The organism is Clostridium lundense DSM 17049 (assembly GCF_000619945.1).
Taxonomy (GTDB): domain Bacteria; phylum Bacillota; class Clostridia; order Clostridiales; family Clostridiaceae; genus Clostridium_AO; species Clostridium_AO lundense.
The window spans coordinates 154515-174496 of sequence record NZ_JHVC01000001.1 but is presented as its reverse complement, the minus strand read 5'-3'; the positions used below and the strand labels follow the sequence as shown (position 1 = coordinate 174496).

Here is a 19982-nt window from a genome sequence, read left to right as displayed (position 1 = left end):
ATTATTTAAAAAATCATTTATAAGTTTTTATTTTCCTAAATCATACACATCCAAATCCTTATTTTTTATACCTATAGCCCTAACCTTTACCATTGCATTGAATGTATCTAGTGCAGTTATTACTCCTATATTTCTTTCTATAGCTGCTCTTCTTATATGAAATCCATCTCTGTTAGAGTCATTACCCTTTGTTGGAGTATTAATAACCAAATCTACTTCTCCATTTTTTACAACATCTATAATGTTTGGATGTTCTTCTTTTAACTTTCTTACTTCTTTAACTTCAATTTCTGCATTCTCCAATAATTTTGCTGTTTTTGAAGTAGCCATGAACTTATATCCTAACTTACTCAATTCTACAGCCATTGGTAAGAACTCTTCTTTATCATGGTCGTTTATAGTAGCAAGTATTGTTCCATTTTCTTTTTTCATATACATACTTGCTGCTACAAATCCCTTATATAATGCTTCTTCTAAAGTTTTTCCTACACCTAAAACCTCTCCTGTAGATCTCATTTCTGGTCCTAAACACACCTCAACATTAGGGAGCTTTTGAGTAGAGAATACTGGTACTTTTACAGAAATTAATTCTGGTTCTTTGTACACATCCACACCATAGTCTAAATCTTTTAGCTTTTCCCCAAGCATTACTCTTGTAGCTATGTCAACTATAGGAACTTTGCTTACTTTACTTATATAAGGTACAGTTCTTGAAGCTCTTGGGTTAACCTCAATTACATAAAGTTGTCCTTTAAACTCTATAAACTGTATGTTAATCATACCCTTTATTCCTATACCTAATGCAAGCTTTTTAGTGTATTCTAAAACTTTAGCTTTAATATCTTTAGTTAAGTTTTGGCTAGGATACATGGTAATACTATCCCCTGAATGTACTCCTGCTCTTTCTAAATGTTCCATAATTCCAGGTATAAGTACATCTTCTCCGTCTGATATAGCATCTACTTCTATTTCCCTTCCCATTAGATATTTATCTATAAGAATTGGATTTTTCTTGTCCTTTTCAAAGGCCTGAGTTAGATAATATACTAATTCTCTTTCATCATGAGTTATTTCCATACCCTGTCCTCCAAGTACGAAGGAAGGTCTTACAAGCACTGGAAACCCTAATTTTTCAGCTTCCTTTAATCCTTCTTCAACAGTCCATACTCCTTTTCCCTTAGGTCTTGCTATACCTAACTCTTCTAAAAGCTCATCAAATTTTTCTCTATCCTCTGCTGTATCTATCTGATCTGAAGTTGTTCCAAGCGTTAAAATATTTTTTTCTTTTAAGAACTTAGCAAGCTTTATAGCAGTCTGTCCTCCGAACTGAAGTATTACTCCATAAGGATTTTCTTTTTCTATTATATTTAGTACATCTTCTTCTGTTAGTGGTTCAAAGTATAATTTATCTGATATATCAAAGTCTGTACTTACAGTTTCTGGATTGTTATTTATTATTATAGTTTCTATATCTAGTTTTTTAAGAGCTTTTACACAATGAACTGAAGCATAATCAAACTCTATCCCCTGTCCTATTCTTATTGGACCCGATCCTATAACTATAACTTTCTTTTTATCTGAAACTTCTACTTCATCATAACTTTCATAAGTTGAATAGTAGTATGGCGATAGTGCTTCAAATTCTCCTCCACAAGTATCTACCATTTTATAAACAGGTTTTATATTCCATATACTTCTTAGTCTATATATATTCTCAGGACTTACATTTAACATATCCCCTATAGCCTTGTCTGAGAAACCTTTTCTCTTTAAGCTATATAGCCACTCTTTATCTAAATCGTCTATAGAACTTCCTCTTAATTTTTGTTCTTCTTCCACTATTCCTTTGAACTTCTTTATGAAGAATTTATCTATACCTGTTATTTGTGCTACCTTTTCTTCTCTATACTCTCTTCTAAGCATTTCTCCTAGAGCAAATATTCTTTCATCATCTGGAGACATTACTCTTTCCTTTAATTCATTTATAGTTAAATGCTTAAATTTCTTGTGCTCTAAGGAGTATTTTCCAGTTTCTAGAGATCTTATTCCCTTTAAGAACGCTGCTTCAAAGTTACTTCCTATGGCCATAATTTCTCCTGTAGCCATCATTTTAGTTCCTAAAACTCTATCTGCTCCTTGGAATTTATCAAAAGGCCACTTTGGAATTTTAACTACCACATAGTCTAATGATGGTTCAAAGCAGGCATATGTCTTTTGAGTTACTGCATTTTTTATTTCATCTAATCCATAACCTAAAGCTATCTTTGCCGCCACCTTTGCTATAGGATATCCTGTAGCTTTTGAAGCTAGTGCTGAAGAACGACTAACTCTTGGATTTATTTCTATTACTGCATATTCGAAAGAATTTGGATTTAATGCAAACTGAACATTACATCCGCCCTCTATACCTACTGCATTTATTATATTTATTGAAGCAGTTCTAAGCATTTGATATTCTTTATCTGAAAGAGTTTGGCTTGGTGCTACTACAATACTATCTCCTGTGTGTATTCCCACAGGATCTATATTTTCCATATTGCATACAGTAATGCAGTTACCAAAACTATCCCTCATTACTTCATACTCTACTTCTTTCCAACCCTTAACGCTTTTTTCAAGAAGAACTTGACCTATGGTGCTTAACTGAAGACCTAATGAAAGAATTGTTTCTAATTCTTCTTCATCCTTTGCTATTCCACCACCAGTTCCTCCTAATGTATAGGCTGGTCTTACTATAACTGGATATCCAATTTTATTTGCAAAGGCTTTACCAGACTCCATATCTGTTATTATTTCACTTTCTATAACAGGTTCTCCTATTCTGTTCATCATAGATCTAAAAAGCTCTCTATCTTCTCCTTCTTTTATAGATTCTATAGAAGTTCCTATTACATTTACCCCATACTTTTGTAGTACTTTTTTATCATAAAGCTCTACTGCAAGATTTAATCCTGTTTGTCCTCCCATACCTGCAAGTAGACTATCTGGTTTTTCCTTTGCTATAACTTTTTCTACAAACTCCACTGTTAAAGGCTCTAAATAAACCTTATCCGCTACTTCCCTATCTGTCATTATAGTAGCTGGGTTACTGTTTATCAAAACAACCTCTACTCCTTCTTCCTTCAAAGCTTCACAAGCCTGTGTACCTGAATAATCAAACTCCGCTGCTTGCCCTATAACTATTGGACCTGATCCTATAACTAAAACTTTCTTTATATCTTTATTTAATGGCATAATTTCTACCTCCCGCTTAATTCAGTTGACAGATGACAGTTAAGGAAGCTTTTCTTCCGCTAACGCTGCATAAAATCTCAATTTAAAATTTTCCGTAATATCAATGGAGAAAAATTATCCTTCACTGTCAATTGTCCTTTATCAACATTCTTAATTGTTATTGCTATCTATATTCTGTACTCTATTATCTGTTATTTGTGTAGCTAAGAAATTTATCAAAAATGTAATCATTATCTTTAGGTCCTGGACATGCTTCTGGATGGAATTGAACTGAGAATATCGGTAAAGTTGTATGCTTCATTCCCTCTACTGTTCCATCATTAAGACTTACATGAGTTACTTCCATACCTTGCGGTAATGTTTGTACATAATATCCATGGTTTTGGGAAGTTATATAAACTCTATTTTCTTTTAAGTCTTTAACTGGATGATTGCTTCCTCTATGTCCAAACTTTAATTTTGCAGTTTTTCCACCTAGTGCTAATGCTAAAAGCTGGTGTCCTAAACAAATTCCTACTATAGGTTTTTTACCTACTAATTTCTTAATATTTTCTATAGCTTCTGGTAGATCTTCAGGATCTCCAGGGCCATTAGATAAGAATACAAGATCTGGATTCACTTCTAAAATTCTCTCCCATGAAGCATCTGCTGAAAAAACTGTTACTTTACAATTTCTTTTTATGAAGGATTTTATTATGTTACCTTTAATACCAAAGTCCATGATAGCTACATGCTTTCCTTCTCCCTGTATCGTATATGCTTCCTTAGTGGTAACATTTTTAACCGCTTCCTTATTGGAAAAATTACTTAACTTTTCTAAAGCCTCTTCATAAGAAATATCTTCCAGAGTAATTATCCCTTTCATAGTTCCACTATTTCTTAAAATCTTTGTTAAAGCTCTAGTATCTATTCCTTCTAAACCAACTATTTTATTTCCCTTTAGATAATCTGATATTTCTAATTCTGATCTAAAGTTACTGGAAAAATCACACTTTTCCCTAACTATAAATCCCTTAACCTTAGGTGAGCTTGACTCCATATCCTCTAGATTTATTCCATAATTTCCTATAAGAGGATATGTCATTGTAACGATTTGACCATAATAGGATGGATCTGTAAGAATTTCTTCATATCCTGTCATGCCTGTGTTGAAAACTACCTCTCCAACGCTTTCTTTTAGGTAGCCAAAAGCTTTTCCTTCAAAAACTATGCCATTTTCTAATATTAATTTTGCTTTCATATAATAGACCTCCTTTAAATTCTGATAGCTAAAATACACTTTGTAAAGGTTTTGTCTATTAATGTAGGTTAAAAAAATCAAAGGATAACAAGGAGACTTAAATTAAAAATTTAATCTCCCTATTACCCTTTGTATTAAAAAAATTTCTTTTAAATTCATCTTTAAATTATTTATAACTTTTTTCGCATAACAAAAAATCTTTTTCATAATCATTATACCTCTTTCTGGCCTCTCTGGACCAAATTAAAAGTGTATTATTAACTTCAGCTTTTCTTAGAATTAATTTTAATTTATATATTAAAATCTGTCAAGACTCTATTTTTAAAAAAACTCTTGTATTTTCTTTATAAAAACTTAATATTATTTAACCATTACTAAATAATATTAAGTTTTATTCTCCTTAATTAAAAGATTCTATCTGAATAGGCTTTATCTACATTCTCTGCTGCTTCTAAAATATACTTTATTATATTTTCTTTAAATTCTTTTTCACAACACCCCATATATGGTGACATTGGATAAGCCTTTATAGCAGCTATAGGTTCTCCATAAGGTGTCAATCTAAATTTACTTGTAAAACTCAATGCTGGTCCATTTTCTTCAAATAACATTCTTTGAAGTTCTTGTGCCACTTTAAATTGATAATCATTATATTTTCTTAGTTCTTCTGCATGAGATTCATCTTCAAATTCTTTCATATATTGTTCCTTAGCAAAATCTTCAGAAATTGAAGCATCACTTAATTTCTTAGGATAAATTCTAAATAAAGTTACAAATCCATGGTCTCTTTCATTTGCACATACCATAGAAGGTTCTTTCCCTATAACCTTTCGTAAAGCTTTCTCTGCCTCTATAAGATTACCTAGAATAGCTCTATATCCTTCTAATCCAAAATACTTTAGATTACACCATGCTGCAAGAGCATAGCTTCCTCCCCTAGAACACTCTAGTGTGTATTCTCCTGGCGTATAAGCACTAAACTGATATAAATAAGCCATTTCATCTTTATCCCTAGTTAAAATTTTTAAATCCTCAGCATCTTTTATACAGATCATACTGCAATTATAAGAAGTAAATCCTGTTTTATGGAAATCTATTCCTACAGCATCTGCTAAATTAAGATATTTTATTTTTTCTTTACATTCTTTTATAGCCTCTAAAGTATCCTTTGAAAATTCCATAGGATTAGAGCTAAAATCATAAGAATTAAACATGCTCCATGCCCAACCTATAACAGCATCTGCATAAATAAAAGGTCTCCTTTTCAAATCATGTTTCATCATAAATCTATTACAAGCTTGTTGAATTTCTTTTATATTATCCACACCAAAGGCATCTGTTGTTCCCATAGTTACAACAATCATAGCTATTTGTTTTCCTTCTTGATAACATTGTTCCATAACTTGTTCTAAGTGATTAATATCCATTGAATTATCTTCATTAATATTTATAGCTCTTACATTTTTCATGCCTAAACCTGTCCAATCACTGCAGTTTTTAACAGCATAATGACCTACTTTTGATACTAATATTTGGGCATCTTCTCTTATACCCTTAAATCTACTCTCTTTTTGGAGACATTTAGTTAATGCTAATTTAGTAGCAAATAAATAAGCTCCTGTACCTCCAAAGGTAAAATGTCCTGCAGATTTTATAGGATCATAACCTATAAGCTTTGATATCATAGATGATACTTCTATTTCTAAAGCTGCTACATTACCTGAATACTCCTGTTCCACTAAATTAGGATTAAGCATAGCTCCCATTAAATTCCCCATAATTGATGGAATTGCAGCAGGAGGAACTACGTTAAACATAACTTGAGGATGCATCAAATTAAACATACCATTTAAATAATGAGATGCTTCATTCATAACATCTTTTATATAATTTGACTTTTCTGGCATATTTGCTTCATTTTTCACTTTAATAATATCATTTTCATTTTTTATAGAACATTTACCTTCTCCCAAAAAACATCTTTTGTTTCCCATATCTCCTTTTAAAAAATTGATACTACAAAGTGTTTCTCTAACTATAGCTTTAAATTCTTCTTCTTTAGTTTCATCCTGCCATGGAGTCATAAAGCCTGGTTGAACTTTGTCTTTTAAAACCTTTTGCCATTGTGCTATTTCATTTTTTTCTTCCATTCCTATCCCCACCTTCTAATTACTACCTTTGATAAATGCTACTAAAACCTTGTTACATATTAAGTACATTTATTCATATAACTTGAAAATAAAATAATATTTTCCACATATATTATAATACTTTATAATATTTTTTTCAAAGTTCATTTTTATTGAATTTTTTCAGTTAAAATTCAATATATTCATTAAAATCAATATATATTTTTTACGATTCATGACTATCTGCAAACAGATCAATAAATTCTTGTGTATACTTATTTCATGACTTGCTATATCCCTATTTTTTAAGAAAGGTAAATTGGTGTCTACAATCATATTATTTGATTAATACCGATAAAATAAAGAAAGCCATAGCAAACGCAATGACTATAAATGGAAGTTATCATATATTAAAGACAGAACAGAGCACAAATGATATACTAAATATATTTAAAATTTCTTCATAACACTAAAGAAGAAATTTTCTCTTATCAGTGCCCTGCATTCTGTTACTTACATTCTAAAAAATTATTTATAATTCATTTATCATAGTTCATAAATGTCTGAAAACTCTATATTTACCTTTTTAACTATATTATCCATACAGCTTCCTTCATCAATAAGTATACATTTCTCTTGCTCTACTTGTACCATTGGAAACTTAACAATAATTTCTGTACCTACATCTTCCTCACTATTTAATTCTATAATACCATTTTGAATTTCCACAAGAGATTTCACTAAAGACAATCCTATGCCACTCCCTTCACAAGTTCTTGTAAAAGCTTTATCTATCCTTGTAAATCTTTGGAAAAGTTTATCTTGTTTGTCTTTTGGAATTCCTATGCCATTATCCTTTACACTTATGGAAACCAAACCTTCTGAATCATTGTATATATTTACATAAATACACCCTTGGGACTTCCCATATTTTATTGAGTTAGATAATAAATTTAACATTATTCTTTCTATTAAATCTCCATCACAGTTTACATACATCTCTTCTAATTCTGTATCAAATATTATATTCATATTTCTACTTTCAACATATACAACTATAGATAATACTATATTTTCAACCAACTCTACTATGTTATTATATCTTAAAACTGGTTTAAAAAATCCCGCCTCAATCTTTGTAATATCTATTAAATTATTAATTAATCTTAAAAGTCTCATACAATTTTGTTTAACTACCTTATTATTCTTTTTAACTTTATCATATTCTTTTTTATTAAAGTATATTTCTTCTAACTGAAGAGCACTATAAATCACATTAACTGGAGTTCTAAGTTCATGAGAAATATTAGCAAAAAATTCATTCCTTATTGTCTCATATTGTGCCTTCTCTTCTAACTTTCTTTGCACAACTTTTAGTTTTTCAAAATATGAAATATCTTTCAAAACATCCATAAAAAATTCTTTATTATCAATTATTACAGATGTTGCTGTTACTTCCACATGTATTAAGCTTCCATCCTCACATATAAACTTTTCTTCTATAGGAGGTTCTATTTTCGTACTATCTTCCATGTCAATTCTCTGTCTTACAATTGTCTTATATCTGTCTTCTATAATATCAAATATGCTTTTTCCTATTATATTCTTTTTACTATTTAGTTTCAGTAATTCTTTCGTTTTATCATTTACATATACAATAGTATCTTCGTCTCTTATAATAACACCTAATGGAAGAACTTCTGCAAATTCTTTATAAAATCTTAAATTTTCTTCAAGATCATTTTTCATTTTTTCCAATTCATTATTCTTTAAGTTCAAACTTTCATTAACTTTCTTTAACTGGTCTAAGCTTTTGTTTAGACTACAAAAAATTATATCATAGGGCTCTTTAAGATTCTTTATTATTAAAGCCACATAAATATAATAAAATGATACTAGCTTAAAAATATGACCTATAGAATACCAAACTCTATGTACTTCTAAATGTATGGTAAAGAAAACCTGTGATATTATTGTAAAAATAATAGCAGCCATTAAATAATTGTATTCCTTTTCCATAAATTTGTACTTATTTTTATTTTTCCTTAAAAAGTACATTGAAGTAATCAATATAATTGCAATTGCATATTCGCTGATTAATTCAAATTTAGTTATTCCAACACCAGGTACATAACATTTAGGAAGCAGTTCGTTTCCAAGTAATAAAGTTATAGAATATATTAATACTAAAGAGTAACAACTAATAACTCTATTATATTTAACTTCCTTATTAGTAAACATAAAAGCTATAAATAGTGTTATTGCTTCAGTACCCCTAGCTATAGTACTTAATTGTATAGACATATTAATTGAATCAACATTTACTATGTTCATGCCTCTATATGCAATAGTATGTAATAAGTTTATACTTCCTATAAATACATAAGATATCCCTAAAAAAGTATAAGTATTATTTTTTGAGAACTCGCTAGTATGAAGTATTATTGCCATCATAGTATATGAAATCATTGAAACCGTAAATTCTACAACAATATGAAATAATAAAAAATTATACTGACTTAAAATTCCTAAAAATATTACAATACATATAATACACATAAATTTTGTAAAATTCTTTTTATTTAATAACAAGGCCATTTTTTCTCATCTCCTTGAAGGATTTTATTACTGTATATACAATATTATTCTTCAAATGTAATTGAATTCCTTCATATAAATAAATTTTTCAAAAAAACAACGAAAAAACAACTAATTGTTACTTATTGCAACAAAAAGAACCAAATAATATTTTTCATTTGATTCTTCTCTTTAATTGTATTATTTATAGGTATAAACCATATTTTTCTTATCCTAGGATTGCAATTTCCCCTTAATTCTCAATGGAATAATGAATATAATTACTTAATTTTAATTTAAAAGTTATATCATATATTTAAAATATAGAAAGTTTAATCATAATAAACAATAATTTTTAACTATTCACTTACAATTAAAAAAACTTTTAATTTTTTTTATAAATTTTGCAAGAAACTTAAAGCTACTTTCTCCTTTGAGATTTCCATATTCTCTGCATGATCTATTACTATCAGTATTCCTATTTATTACTTGATTATCTATTGGTTTTTTCTCTGATTTTTTTTCCTTATTGTTTATATTTAAAAATTCTTTATATCTATCTTGAATATTTTCTAAACTAAAGCTTACATCTTCTTTAATAAAGTTAATAATATTATCGTACTCAGTAATATTTAACTTATTTTTAATAGGTAGCTTGTCCATAGCTTTAAAAAATTCTGTCATCCTATGTAAGTTATTTATAGCAAAGTTACTAAATACATGTTCTGACCTGTCTATATCATCTAAATAAAAATTATTATCTGCAAAATCAAATACATATCCTGCTTTTATCTCTGTTGTAAGCCTTTTTATGCTTCCTTTAGGTAAAAATATAATATTTATAAAATCTTTATTTTTGGGTTCTTTCATATAATTAATAAATCCAATTTTCCTTCTTACCTCAAAAGGAATACATGCATACAAATACCTTAATAATTCTTTAGACAATATGTTTAATTCACTTAGTTCACAGTTTAAAACTATATATATCTTTTTTTTATATAAAGCCCCATGAAATGCTGCTAAAATAAGCTCTTTAAATCTTATTTCATCAATGCCCGTTTTATGTAACATTTCATCAATAGATAAAGTATTTTCCCAAGCTTTATTCCATGTCGTTCTAGAGACTTCTGGAATAGTTTTTCCATTATCTATATTGTAATCATTGAAAAAATTATCTAAGAAAATTATTTTTTCAGGATTTTGTATGTATTCTTCTCTTTCTTCCTCTGAGATTATATAATTATGAGTAAAATATCTGTTTCTTTTTCCTGTATAATCCTTTCCTGCAAAAACTGATTGCCCTATTACCATTTTATTATCTTCTGTATTTATACAAAATAATGCTTTAGGATACTTTGTCATATCTTCTTCTCCACCCAAAATAGCTGGAGCCTCATAAAAACATAAAGGATGAAGATAGTTAACTATAAAATCATCCTCCAAGTTTATACTTTTTGCTATTGTATCATATCCTGGAGTGTCACTGTATACACCTTTTCTATCTCTTGTATAATAATGCTGCTGTATCATTGTCTTCCTCCATCTAAATAATTCATTTGATAAAGCAGCCATAAAAATGGTTCATCAACTCTTAAAGGATTAATACTGGTGCTGCTATCTATTTTTAAATTCTCAGGATTGCATCCCAAGGATGATACTGCAAAATATCCAGTAACTCCAAAATAAGTATCCATAGTTCCTTTAAAAGAAGAATCTGCTTTAGATAAAAATTTTCTTATTTCCCCATCTATATTTTCATATTCATTTAAATTAAAAAACTCCTTATGCTCATAGTTTCTAAAAATATTGCTATTTTCACTTATATACTCTTCATCACTTAAATTTATCAACATATCACTTTTAGTAACTACTATAGCAGTAGGTATATTGGTTTTTTCCTTAGATTGTTTTGATATAAAGTTTTCAAAAAGATATACAATTATATCTTTCGGTTCTTGATACTTTTCTGTAAAATCACCTTTAAACTCCCTGTTCACAAGACTTATTTTTTTTCTTAGAGTTCTCATCTGTAAAGGATCTACAAGGAATATTATTCCATCAGAATTTTTAATATGCTCACCATGCTTTTCTATGTAATCCCTATCTGTCATTCCCTCACCAGGAATATCATAAAAAATAAAAGTAATTGGAGCAATTTTATCATCTTTAAATTTCATGTTCTCTATTATAGGTTCTATATGCTGTTTTGGAGTAGGATCTAACATTATATTCTTTTCAAAAATCTTTTCTTGATTTTCTCTTATTTCATCATTATATAAAGAACTCCCTGCAATAAGTGATGCCTCAATTCTTTCACAACTATATTTTTCTAAAGCATATAAAAGAGTTGTCATATAAACAGACTTTCCTACCTGAGAAGCTCCAACAACAGAAATAATCTTAGAAGGACCCCTTCCTGAGGTTATTGGAAGTTCATTATGACAAAATGGGCACAATCTTTCACTTGTGGACACATCATACTTATCCCTAAGCTCAATAAGCACTCCATCTACTCTAGTTTTACTCTTTTCTGGAATATCCTTTGGTATAATTACAGGGTTTATTTCTCCTAAAGTACCTTTTCCAACTTTTCTATTGTACTCATTAAGCAAATCATCTACAGTCTTTTCATACTCCGGATCTCCATTTTCATAGTGTGATGCTCTAAAAACCACTTGCTCTGTTTTAAATTTTTTAAAGCAAAATGGACATGTTATCATAAAAGGTCCTTTTTCATAAGTTGCCTTCTTATAATTATCCCTTTCTGTTTTATTCCCTCTAAAAAAATTAAAAAGACCCATCAAACATCCATTCCTTTCACATTTTAGTTAGACATCTTAAGTGCAAAATAGACTAGCATACTCACTAGCCATTTTTTCAAGATGTCTTAAATCTACTTTTGCTTAAGATTATATATATTCCCGTATCTTTCTACATCATTTATAAAAACCTTTATATATTCATCTTTGTTTATAATTATCTCAGGCATTACATTTTCCCCTGGATAAATGTTGTCTACAAAATTAAATAGTACTCCATCACTTTTGTTAAGAGGATAAGAACCTCTCTTTTTTACATAGCATAAAACATCATTTTTTAATTCTACATCTGAATATATTATAATCTGTACAGTTTTTTCTTTTGAAAAAAAGCTCTTAATTCCCTTTATTTCTTTAATACTATAATATATATTAGGGATTCCTGTACTTAATATTATTTCATTTTCTCCATCTTGCTGTTTTAAAAGTAAAATATCCTCTTCAGTTTCACGAGCAGGAAAAACAATAAATTTATATTGTTTTATTTCCTTTATAGTTTCAGTATAGCCATTAAATTCTCTGTATTCTTCTTTTGTATATAGTTTCAAACTATCTTTAGGGATATGCTCCATGGAAAAATCATCTAAATTATTTACTTTTAGTATATATACTATATCTATATCCTTAGGCCATTTCCACCTTATGGTAAACTTACCTTTATCCAAACTGTATTCTAAATCGCTTATTTTATATAAGTCATCTTTAAATTCTACTATTTCCACCCAAATCCCCCCTTTTAAATTTCTGTATTAAAACTTGTTAAAAAGTATTTTAAAAAATCTACTTAAGGCAAATAATCAATTCATATTCTTTAATCAAACTTATTATTGATACTTTCCCTGTCTTCTATATGTCTTCTTTTTCCATTTCCAGAATATGAGCATTTAGAATAATCCTTCAAATCTACCTTTACAGGAATAAGTGTAAAAATTGTAGCCACAATTAAATCTGCTAGAAATCTATATGTCCTGCCTAGCCATGGATAATTTAAAAATCCATATTCTAAAATCAATCCTGCTAATACACCTGAAATAATCCCACCTATAATAAATCCTTTAAGTAAATTCTTGTTATCAAATACCAAACTTACGCTTAAAGGTATTAAACATCCAATCATGGATATTAATAGAATTCTAAGTATCATATATACGCTCTCATTTATAAAAACACCATTTCTTTTATCTACGAGAATTCTCTGTTGTCTGTCATTATATATTTTATAAAACACATTCTTTAAATCTTTTACGTCATTTACATTATAATAGTTTCCGCCAGTTTCTCTAGATATATTTTTTAACATAGTAAAGTCAGTATCTTTATTCATTCCAATAGTATATACTGCTATACCTGACTTTTTAATAGGCTCCATAACATTATCAAATTCTTCACTAAGGTTAAAATTGTCTCCACCATCTGATAATAAAATCATCATAGCATTTCTATCAACACTTGAATTTTTATTAATTTCATCATATCCCTTTATAAGGGCTTCTTTAATATTTGTTTTTCCATTTGGTTTTTCATATTTCTCTAAAGCATCTTCTACTACATCTTTTATATTTGGCGTAACCTCAGTCATAGGTAATATTTGTTCTACAGTATCATCAAATTTATATATAGCTACCTTGTTTTTTTCATCCATATTGCTTATTAAATTTAACGTAGCCCTAAATCTCTCATTGTCTGGATCAGTTTCCTTCATGCTTCCAGATGTATCTAGAAGCATAACTACATCATCTATTTTCTTGCTACTTCCTATACTCATTCCATATATAAACTGAAAAAGCATACCTATTATGAACATAAAAATTAGGGTACTTGGAATTAAAAACTTAAAGGATGTCTTTAAATAATTATTTCTCCATCCATGTCCATTTAATCTTGGGTTTATCCATTCCCCTATAAGACACATTATCCCTATACAAAAAGCTAATATTCCAAAATACAATCCCATAAGTACAATATTGGAAAACTTATATCCGTAATTTATAAGTATTAATTCTCCTATTATAAATCCTATTACTCCACCAATTAAACTCATAACTACCATAGTTAAATTTATTCTCTTTTCTGTCACGTTCCCCACCTCCATATCTAAATATTCAAATCTGGTAACTTATCCTCATCTATTCCATGAAGTTCATATTCTTTTTCTAAACAATATTTATAGCATTCAAAAGCATTTTTAATATACACTACATCTTTAGCCGCAAATCCACCCATCAAACTCAATTTTTCAATTCCACTGGCTCTTTTCTCATGTATATATCCAATTTTATGATTCCTTATTTCTCTATCAAAATGAAATGCATATTTTATAAAATTACTTTCATAATCCCCAAAGAAATATTTTTCTTCATATGCTCTTACATCATAATTCATTATGTATGCCTTATAAGCAGAATTTTCATCTAGTATATTAAAGAGTTTTTTGTAGAGTTCTTCCTTTGAGAGTACTTTACTATTACAATCCATTATATCCACATTAGCTCTTTTATTAAATTCTTCCTCAAAAGGTTTATAAAATTCTTCATTACATAAAATGTACTTACTACAAAATTGTATAAGCTTTTGAAATAAAAATTCCTGTCCTTGTTTCAAAATATCATACACATTACCTATATATTTGTCCTTAAAATAAAAACCTTCTCCTTGTATCTTTTCCATCTGTAAAACTATATTCTTCACTACATTCTCATAATAAGCCTTTATATTTTGACCAGTATATTCATCCTGTTTTTTTACAACTTCATCTTCATAATCCTTTAATAGCTTATTAATTTCGTTTAACCCTTTTATATAAATTGAAGTCTCCTCATTTATTTTAAGTAAACTATTTTCATATTCTTCTAGAACTTCATCTATAATTTGCAGTTTTAAAAGTTCAACTTTTTTCTCATATACATCGAATATATTTTTCTTTACTTCCTTAACCTTTTCATCTTTAAAAAATATACTTTTAATATTAAACCCTTCTACAGCTCTGTTTTCATACATATTCTCAATGTTTTTATTCACATTTTGAATATTTTTCTTAAGTAAATTTCTACATTCTCTTATACACCTTATTCCCTGACCTTCTTCTAAAGTCCAAGCCCACGCAGAATATACTCCTAAAGCTTCATTTTTTATTACATCTTTATAGATTGAATTTTTTATTCTATCTTTAAGATTCATATATTCTAAATTACTCTTAGCATTTTTTACAAAGTTTTGGGTAAAAAACTCTTCACATCTGCTTCCATATAATATTTCTTCTGCCTCTCTTATTGAAAGTTTATAAATATCATTTTTTAACTTAGAAGTCATTATACTCATCATATCATTAACTTCTACAGCCTTAGGCATTAACTCTTCTGCAATTAAGCTTAAATCATCCTCATGTATTTTCAATATATTTTCTATAAAGTTTTTATCCTTTTTAGAAAATAGAATCATTTTATTCAACATATTTTCATAAAATGCTCTAGTAACTGATGCAGCAATAGCCTCATTAGGTCTTTTTACTTTTGCCAGTCCCCCAGTTGCATATATATTTTTACCATTTTCTAAAGAATTAGAGTTTATATTTACCTTAAATCTAGTATTATCGTAATATTGATTTTCTACATCTGAATAAGTTTCCTCGTCTATCCTTATGTTTTTCAAAAGACTAATATAAGATATTATTTCATAGTTATTTTCCATAGATCTTTTAGTTATTAGTCCTTTTTCATTTTTCTCTTCTAGCAAATATGTAATATAAAATACTGGTCCTCTTTCTTCTACAGCTAATTTTCTTTCTTCTCCATATATATCTATCTTTTCATTAAAGATAAAATTCTTACTTTGAATATATTCAATTTCTCTAAAAAAACTAACTGCAAAGGCTTTTGAATAAAATTCATCCTCTATGTTTTGTTCCTTAATAAGTACATATAAATCCATTAGAGAACTTTTAAATACTTCCATCATTCTCTTTTTTATAAGCATTGATAGCTCTGGAAGTATTATATTTAAAGGATCATCTGCTGCTGTTACAACAGATATGCTAAGAGTTTCAAATGAATTAAACATTTCTCCTGAGCTTAGTATTTTATCTCTCACTGTAGTAAGCTTTTTATTTAAATTTTCAAGAAGGTTACTATCATTATAAAATCTATCCTTTATATTTTTTCTTAAAGTTTTTTTATCTTGAAGCTCATAAGGAATTTGGAAATTAACTATATTTATATTATCCTCTATGTTCTTAGTAGATATATTTATAAAAACTATTCCATCGCCATTGTTCCATCTATCTTTTATATTGTTAATAAAGGATGCAGCTTCACTTACACCATCTCCTATAAACACAAAAAGTATAGGATTTTGAGAATTTCTTTGAGCATCCTTACTAAAAATCTTTCTATCCATATTTAAAGCATAATTATTGGCAAAATCCATCAATATTTTGTTCATATAAATTCCTCCCGAGCATGATTAACACATTGAAGGTAAGGTATTACCTTACCTTCTTCCCCTTCTTTTCTTAATTAGGACACATGTCGATAATTGACTTGTTATTTATTTTAATGTGCCTAATCTAATTGTTTTTTCACTTCTTGAATAGTTTTAAGCATATTACTATAGAATGCAAAAAGTTCTTCTCCATTTACAAGCTGATATTTTCTTGTATCTAATTCATCTACAGTAGCTTTAGTTTTTTCTAAAAGTTCACTAACATTTTCTCTTAAAGTCTTTGCATCATCTTCTAATGATAACTGCTCTAGCTTTTTATCTGATGTCTTATCTACAATACTTTTTTCTTTTTCATCAAGACTTACATATTTTCTAAATATAGCTTCATGTTGATATTCCTTCTGCTTTAATGTATTTATAAATGGCTCTATATCTACCTTGCTTTCCTCTCCTCCATTATAAACATAAAGCAGTCCTGCCTTCTTTATAGTATCTGTGTATAAAGCTCTAAGGAAACTATCCATATCCATTTCAGCCTTATTTAAATTATTTATTATACCTTCCAGTTCATTTTTCTTTTCTATAATACTTTCATATTTTTCAACTTCTCTTCTTGCAAGCTTTGTAAGCTCTGGTGTTCTTATTAAATTATTCTTTGCTCTCTCTTCACTACTACTTTCATAAATATAATATTTTTGAACATCAGAATTTTCAACTGGAACTAATCCTTTATCTAAAAGTTCTTTTATATCTGCTAAAGCTCTTCTTACTTCCGCTACATTTACTTTGTCATCTTTCATATTGATTGAATACTTTTCCATAAATTCATCAATATTAAATTCTTCTGTAACTTTACATTTATATTTTACATTGCTGCTTCCTTCAACATTTACAATACATCCTAGCTGAAGACCACGGTCAAATAATTCTCTTACTTCTTCATTATATTTCTTTATTCTTTCATTGCAATAAGTTGACCCCCAACTTTGTTCAGGAATTGGCGAAGGCAAGTAAACCCAGTTTCTTTCTCTACTTTGATATAAGTGTCTCCCTACCCCATCATATCCAAATAATGAGCTTTCATAAATTTCTTCATAATGTTTTATTGGAGAATATGAATAAAGAGGCACTCCATTTCTAGTATTTAGCCAGAATATCCTATTAGTTACCATACTTTCTTTTATATTAAGAGAACTTCCTGTATTAGCATTTTTCTTATATTCCTTTATTCCCTCAAGAATTTTCTTTGCATTTCTAGGAACAGAAACCATGCTCCATGAAGGGAAATTAAGCGCTTCCATATTATTTAAATGAAAAATTGGCACTGCATCCTTATCAAGCTTTGGAGCAATTTCATCTTTAATTAAACTTATTATGGATTTATCTTCTCCATATTCTAAAGCTAGGAAATCTTCCATGGATTGAGTTATTACATCTCCATATTCTTCAGATACAAAGTTTGATACTGCTCCAACTACATCAATATGAACATCATCAATCCACTTTTGAGACTCTTCCAAAAGCTTGCTTGAAAATCTTCTAACTATTTCATCTGCAGTATCTTTATTTACTATTTTCTCAATATAATCTGTTAAATCTGGTACATTTACTACTGTCCATGAATAGCTTCTTCCAAGAGCTCCTTCTATTTCCTCCCCATTGGATAATATTTCCCCGTCTTCTTTAAATATTTTACTTAATTCATTAAGTATTTCAGTATACACTCTATATATGTTGCTATTTAAATCACTTAAATCTGATATTACATTTCTATAGAACTCTATCATTCTAAAGAGTCTTTCTTCTTCTGCTCTTAAGATATATTCATCACTCTTAGCTTCTATATAGTCATTTTTCTTTCTTTCCTTTGTAAATAAAATTGCCTTTTTGGCCTCAACTAATTTATCTTCAGCATCTTCTCTGCTTATTTTTATTTCCCTGGAAACATTAGAAAGTCTTTCCTCTAATGCAGTTATCTCAGCCTCTAAAGTCTTTATTATACAAAAACCTTTTGAAAATAACATTCTTGATGCATAAAATGGACCTTTACTAGGATCTCTAAATATGGCATTTATCATCTCTTTTACATTGCCTAAAATTTCTCCTGGAAATTGAGTTTTCACCTTATTATATTCATTAATACAATCTCTTAAAAACTCCTTCATTTCCTCATCAATATTTACTGCCTGTTTTTTTATAACATTGTCAAAACTATATCTATCCCTATCCTCATAGCCTGAAATAGGTTCTCTATTTTGAAGGTGCAATTCAAATCTTTCTATTACAGAATCCTCATCCAACCTGATCTGTCTTATAAACTGATCTACATCCTTTTCCTCTGGCGCTTTTTCAAACATATATTGCATCTTTTCAAAAATCTTAAAGGCTATATATGTAGTTATCTCTTCAATAGGAAGTACTGCTGCTGATGCTCCTATCATTACATACTTATAATTTGACATATAAGGCTTTGGCATATTGTCTGTATTCTGCTTTAAATTGCTTATATAGTCCTGTATAGCAAACTCTCCACCAGATTCCCTAACTTCATTTGACATAAAGTTTACTATATTTTCTGCAGTAACATTCATACAATAGTCATAAGCATTACTCATAGGTCTTCCTAAAGTGTTTGTAGCAGATATTAAATGACATAAATTAAATGGAGGCATTGGAGAATCTACGGTAAGTCTATTTCTATATCTTTGTCTAAATCTTTCATGTCTATCTCCTATACCCATAAGATAATCTAACTCTTTAAGTGCTGCAAATCCATTTTTTATAATGTAGGACTGTGATGTTTGATTATCTGATGCCTTTGATAAGTTAACATCTGGAGTAAATAAATACCCCATTATATTAACCTTGTCTTCTCCCTTGGAACCATAGATATTATTCATAATTCCTCTTACTATATAAGTAATATCAATAAAAGTTCCACTACCAGTTCCGCCTGCTAATCCTGATAAAACAAATACATGCAAAATATCTTCACTATCTTCTAAAAGAAGTCTTATTTTCTTTTCTAGGCAATCTACTATTTCATTTATTTTTGTAAATAAAAGCAGTCTTCCTAATTGTCTTATACCACCTGCACCATCAACTCCACTTTCTGCTGATAGTTCTGGTGCTAACCATTCTTTTATAGAATCATCTAATATTTCACGATCATTTAATATGGATCTTACTTCTGCATTCGAAAGCATTACTAGTTCACTTTGGGGATCAAGGCCCATTCCAAAGTTGGCTGGATATTTCTTATTTTTTTCTTTTTGATTTGTTTCAAAACCTAAAAATTCCACTTTCTTAGGCTTATCCTTTCTTGTATTTGAAAGTTTATCCTCTTCAAGTACAAATCTTTTATTTATTTGATATTTAAGTCTAAGCATTGCATCTATACCGGTTCCACCAAGTCCTATTATTAGCATTGGATTTGATATAGTTTCTATTCTTATCTTATCACTTACAATCCCCCCGCCCTTTTTAACTTCAAGGTCTTGAAGATGTTCTCTGACTCTTGTATTCATAAAAAACCCTCCATTT

General features: G+C 28.8%; 11 protein-coding genes. 1 reads left to right on the top strand and 10 read right to left on the bottom strand.

Annotated features, from left to right (window positions below):
- Positions 1-27: 27 nt before the first annotated feature.
- The 3 genes from carB to T514_RS0100815 form a co-directional block, all read right to left on the bottom strand.
- The gene (gene carB, locus T514_RS0100830) at positions 28-3234 is read right to left on the bottom strand and encodes a carbamoyl-phosphate synthase large subunit (RefSeq protein ID WP_027623035.1); all 3207 of its coding nucleotides are present in this window, start codon (positions 3232-3234) and stop codon (positions 28-30) included.
- A gap of 184 nt (positions 3235-3418) precedes the next feature.
- Positions 3419-4474 (bottom strand): carbamoyl phosphate synthase small subunit, encoded by a 1056-nt coding sequence (locus T514_RS0100825; RefSeq protein WP_027623034.1) that lies wholly within the window; start codon positions 4472-4474, stop codon positions 3419-3421.
- A 404-nt stretch (positions 4475-4878) separates the two neighbouring features.
- Entirely contained in the window at positions 4879-6624 is a 1746-nt protein-coding gene (locus tag T514_RS0100815; RefSeq protein WP_027623033.1) for a pyridoxal phosphate-dependent decarboxylase family protein, read from the bottom strand.
- Positions 6625-6944: 320 nt separating this feature from the next.
- Between T514_RS0100815 and T514_RS27490 the strand changes: the two genes are divergently transcribed.
- Entirely contained in the window at positions 6945-7070 is a 126-nt protein-coding gene (locus tag T514_RS27490; RefSeq protein ID WP_278246503.1) for a hypothetical protein, read from the top strand.
- A 79-nt stretch (positions 7071-7149) separates the two neighbouring features.
- Here T514_RS27490 and T514_RS0100810 read toward each other — a convergent pair whose 3' ends face one another.
- From T514_RS0100810 to T514_RS0100780, 7 genes are all read right to left on the bottom strand, one after another.
- Positions 7150-9201, bottom strand: a complete 2052-nt coding sequence (locus T514_RS0100810; RefSeq protein ID WP_051541676.1) for a sensor histidine kinase — start codon at positions 9199-9201, stop codon at positions 7150-7152.
- Positions 9202-9543: 342 nt separating this feature from the next.
- Positions 9544-10713, bottom strand: coding sequence for a GAP1-N2 domain-containing protein (locus tag T514_RS23585; RefSeq protein ID WP_051541673.1), 1170 nt, complete (start codon positions 10711-10713; stop codon positions 9544-9546).
- Positions 10710-11984: a GTPase domain-containing protein gene (locus tag T514_RS0100800; protein WP_027623031.1), complete on the bottom strand. Its 1275-nt coding sequence runs from the start codon at positions 11982-11984 to the stop codon at positions 10710-10712. Before T514_RS0100800 ends, T514_RS23585 begins: the two co-directional genes overlap by 4 nt.
- A gap of 92 nt (positions 11985-12076) precedes the next feature.
- The gene (locus T514_RS0100795; RefSeq protein ID WP_027623030.1) at positions 12077-12724 is read right to left on the bottom strand and encodes a hypothetical protein; all 648 of its coding nucleotides are present in this window, start codon (positions 12722-12724) and stop codon (positions 12077-12079) included.
- An 89-nt stretch (positions 12725-12813) separates the two neighbouring features.
- Positions 12814-14079 (bottom strand): vWA domain-containing protein, encoded by a 1266-nt coding sequence (locus T514_RS0100790; RefSeq protein ID WP_027623029.1) that lies wholly within the window; start codon positions 14077-14079, stop codon positions 12814-12816.
- 17 nt (positions 14080-14096) lie between these two features.
- On the bottom strand, positions 14097-16439 hold the full coding sequence (locus T514_RS0100785; protein WP_027623028.1) for a hypothetical protein: 2343 nt from the start codon (positions 16437-16439) through the stop codon (positions 14097-14099).
- Between the two features lie 119 nt (positions 16440-16558).
- Entirely contained in the window at positions 16559-19966 is a 3408-nt protein-coding gene (locus tag T514_RS0100780; protein ID WP_027623027.1) for a tubulin-like doman-containing protein, read from the bottom strand.
- Positions 19967-19982 lie beyond the last annotated feature (16 nt).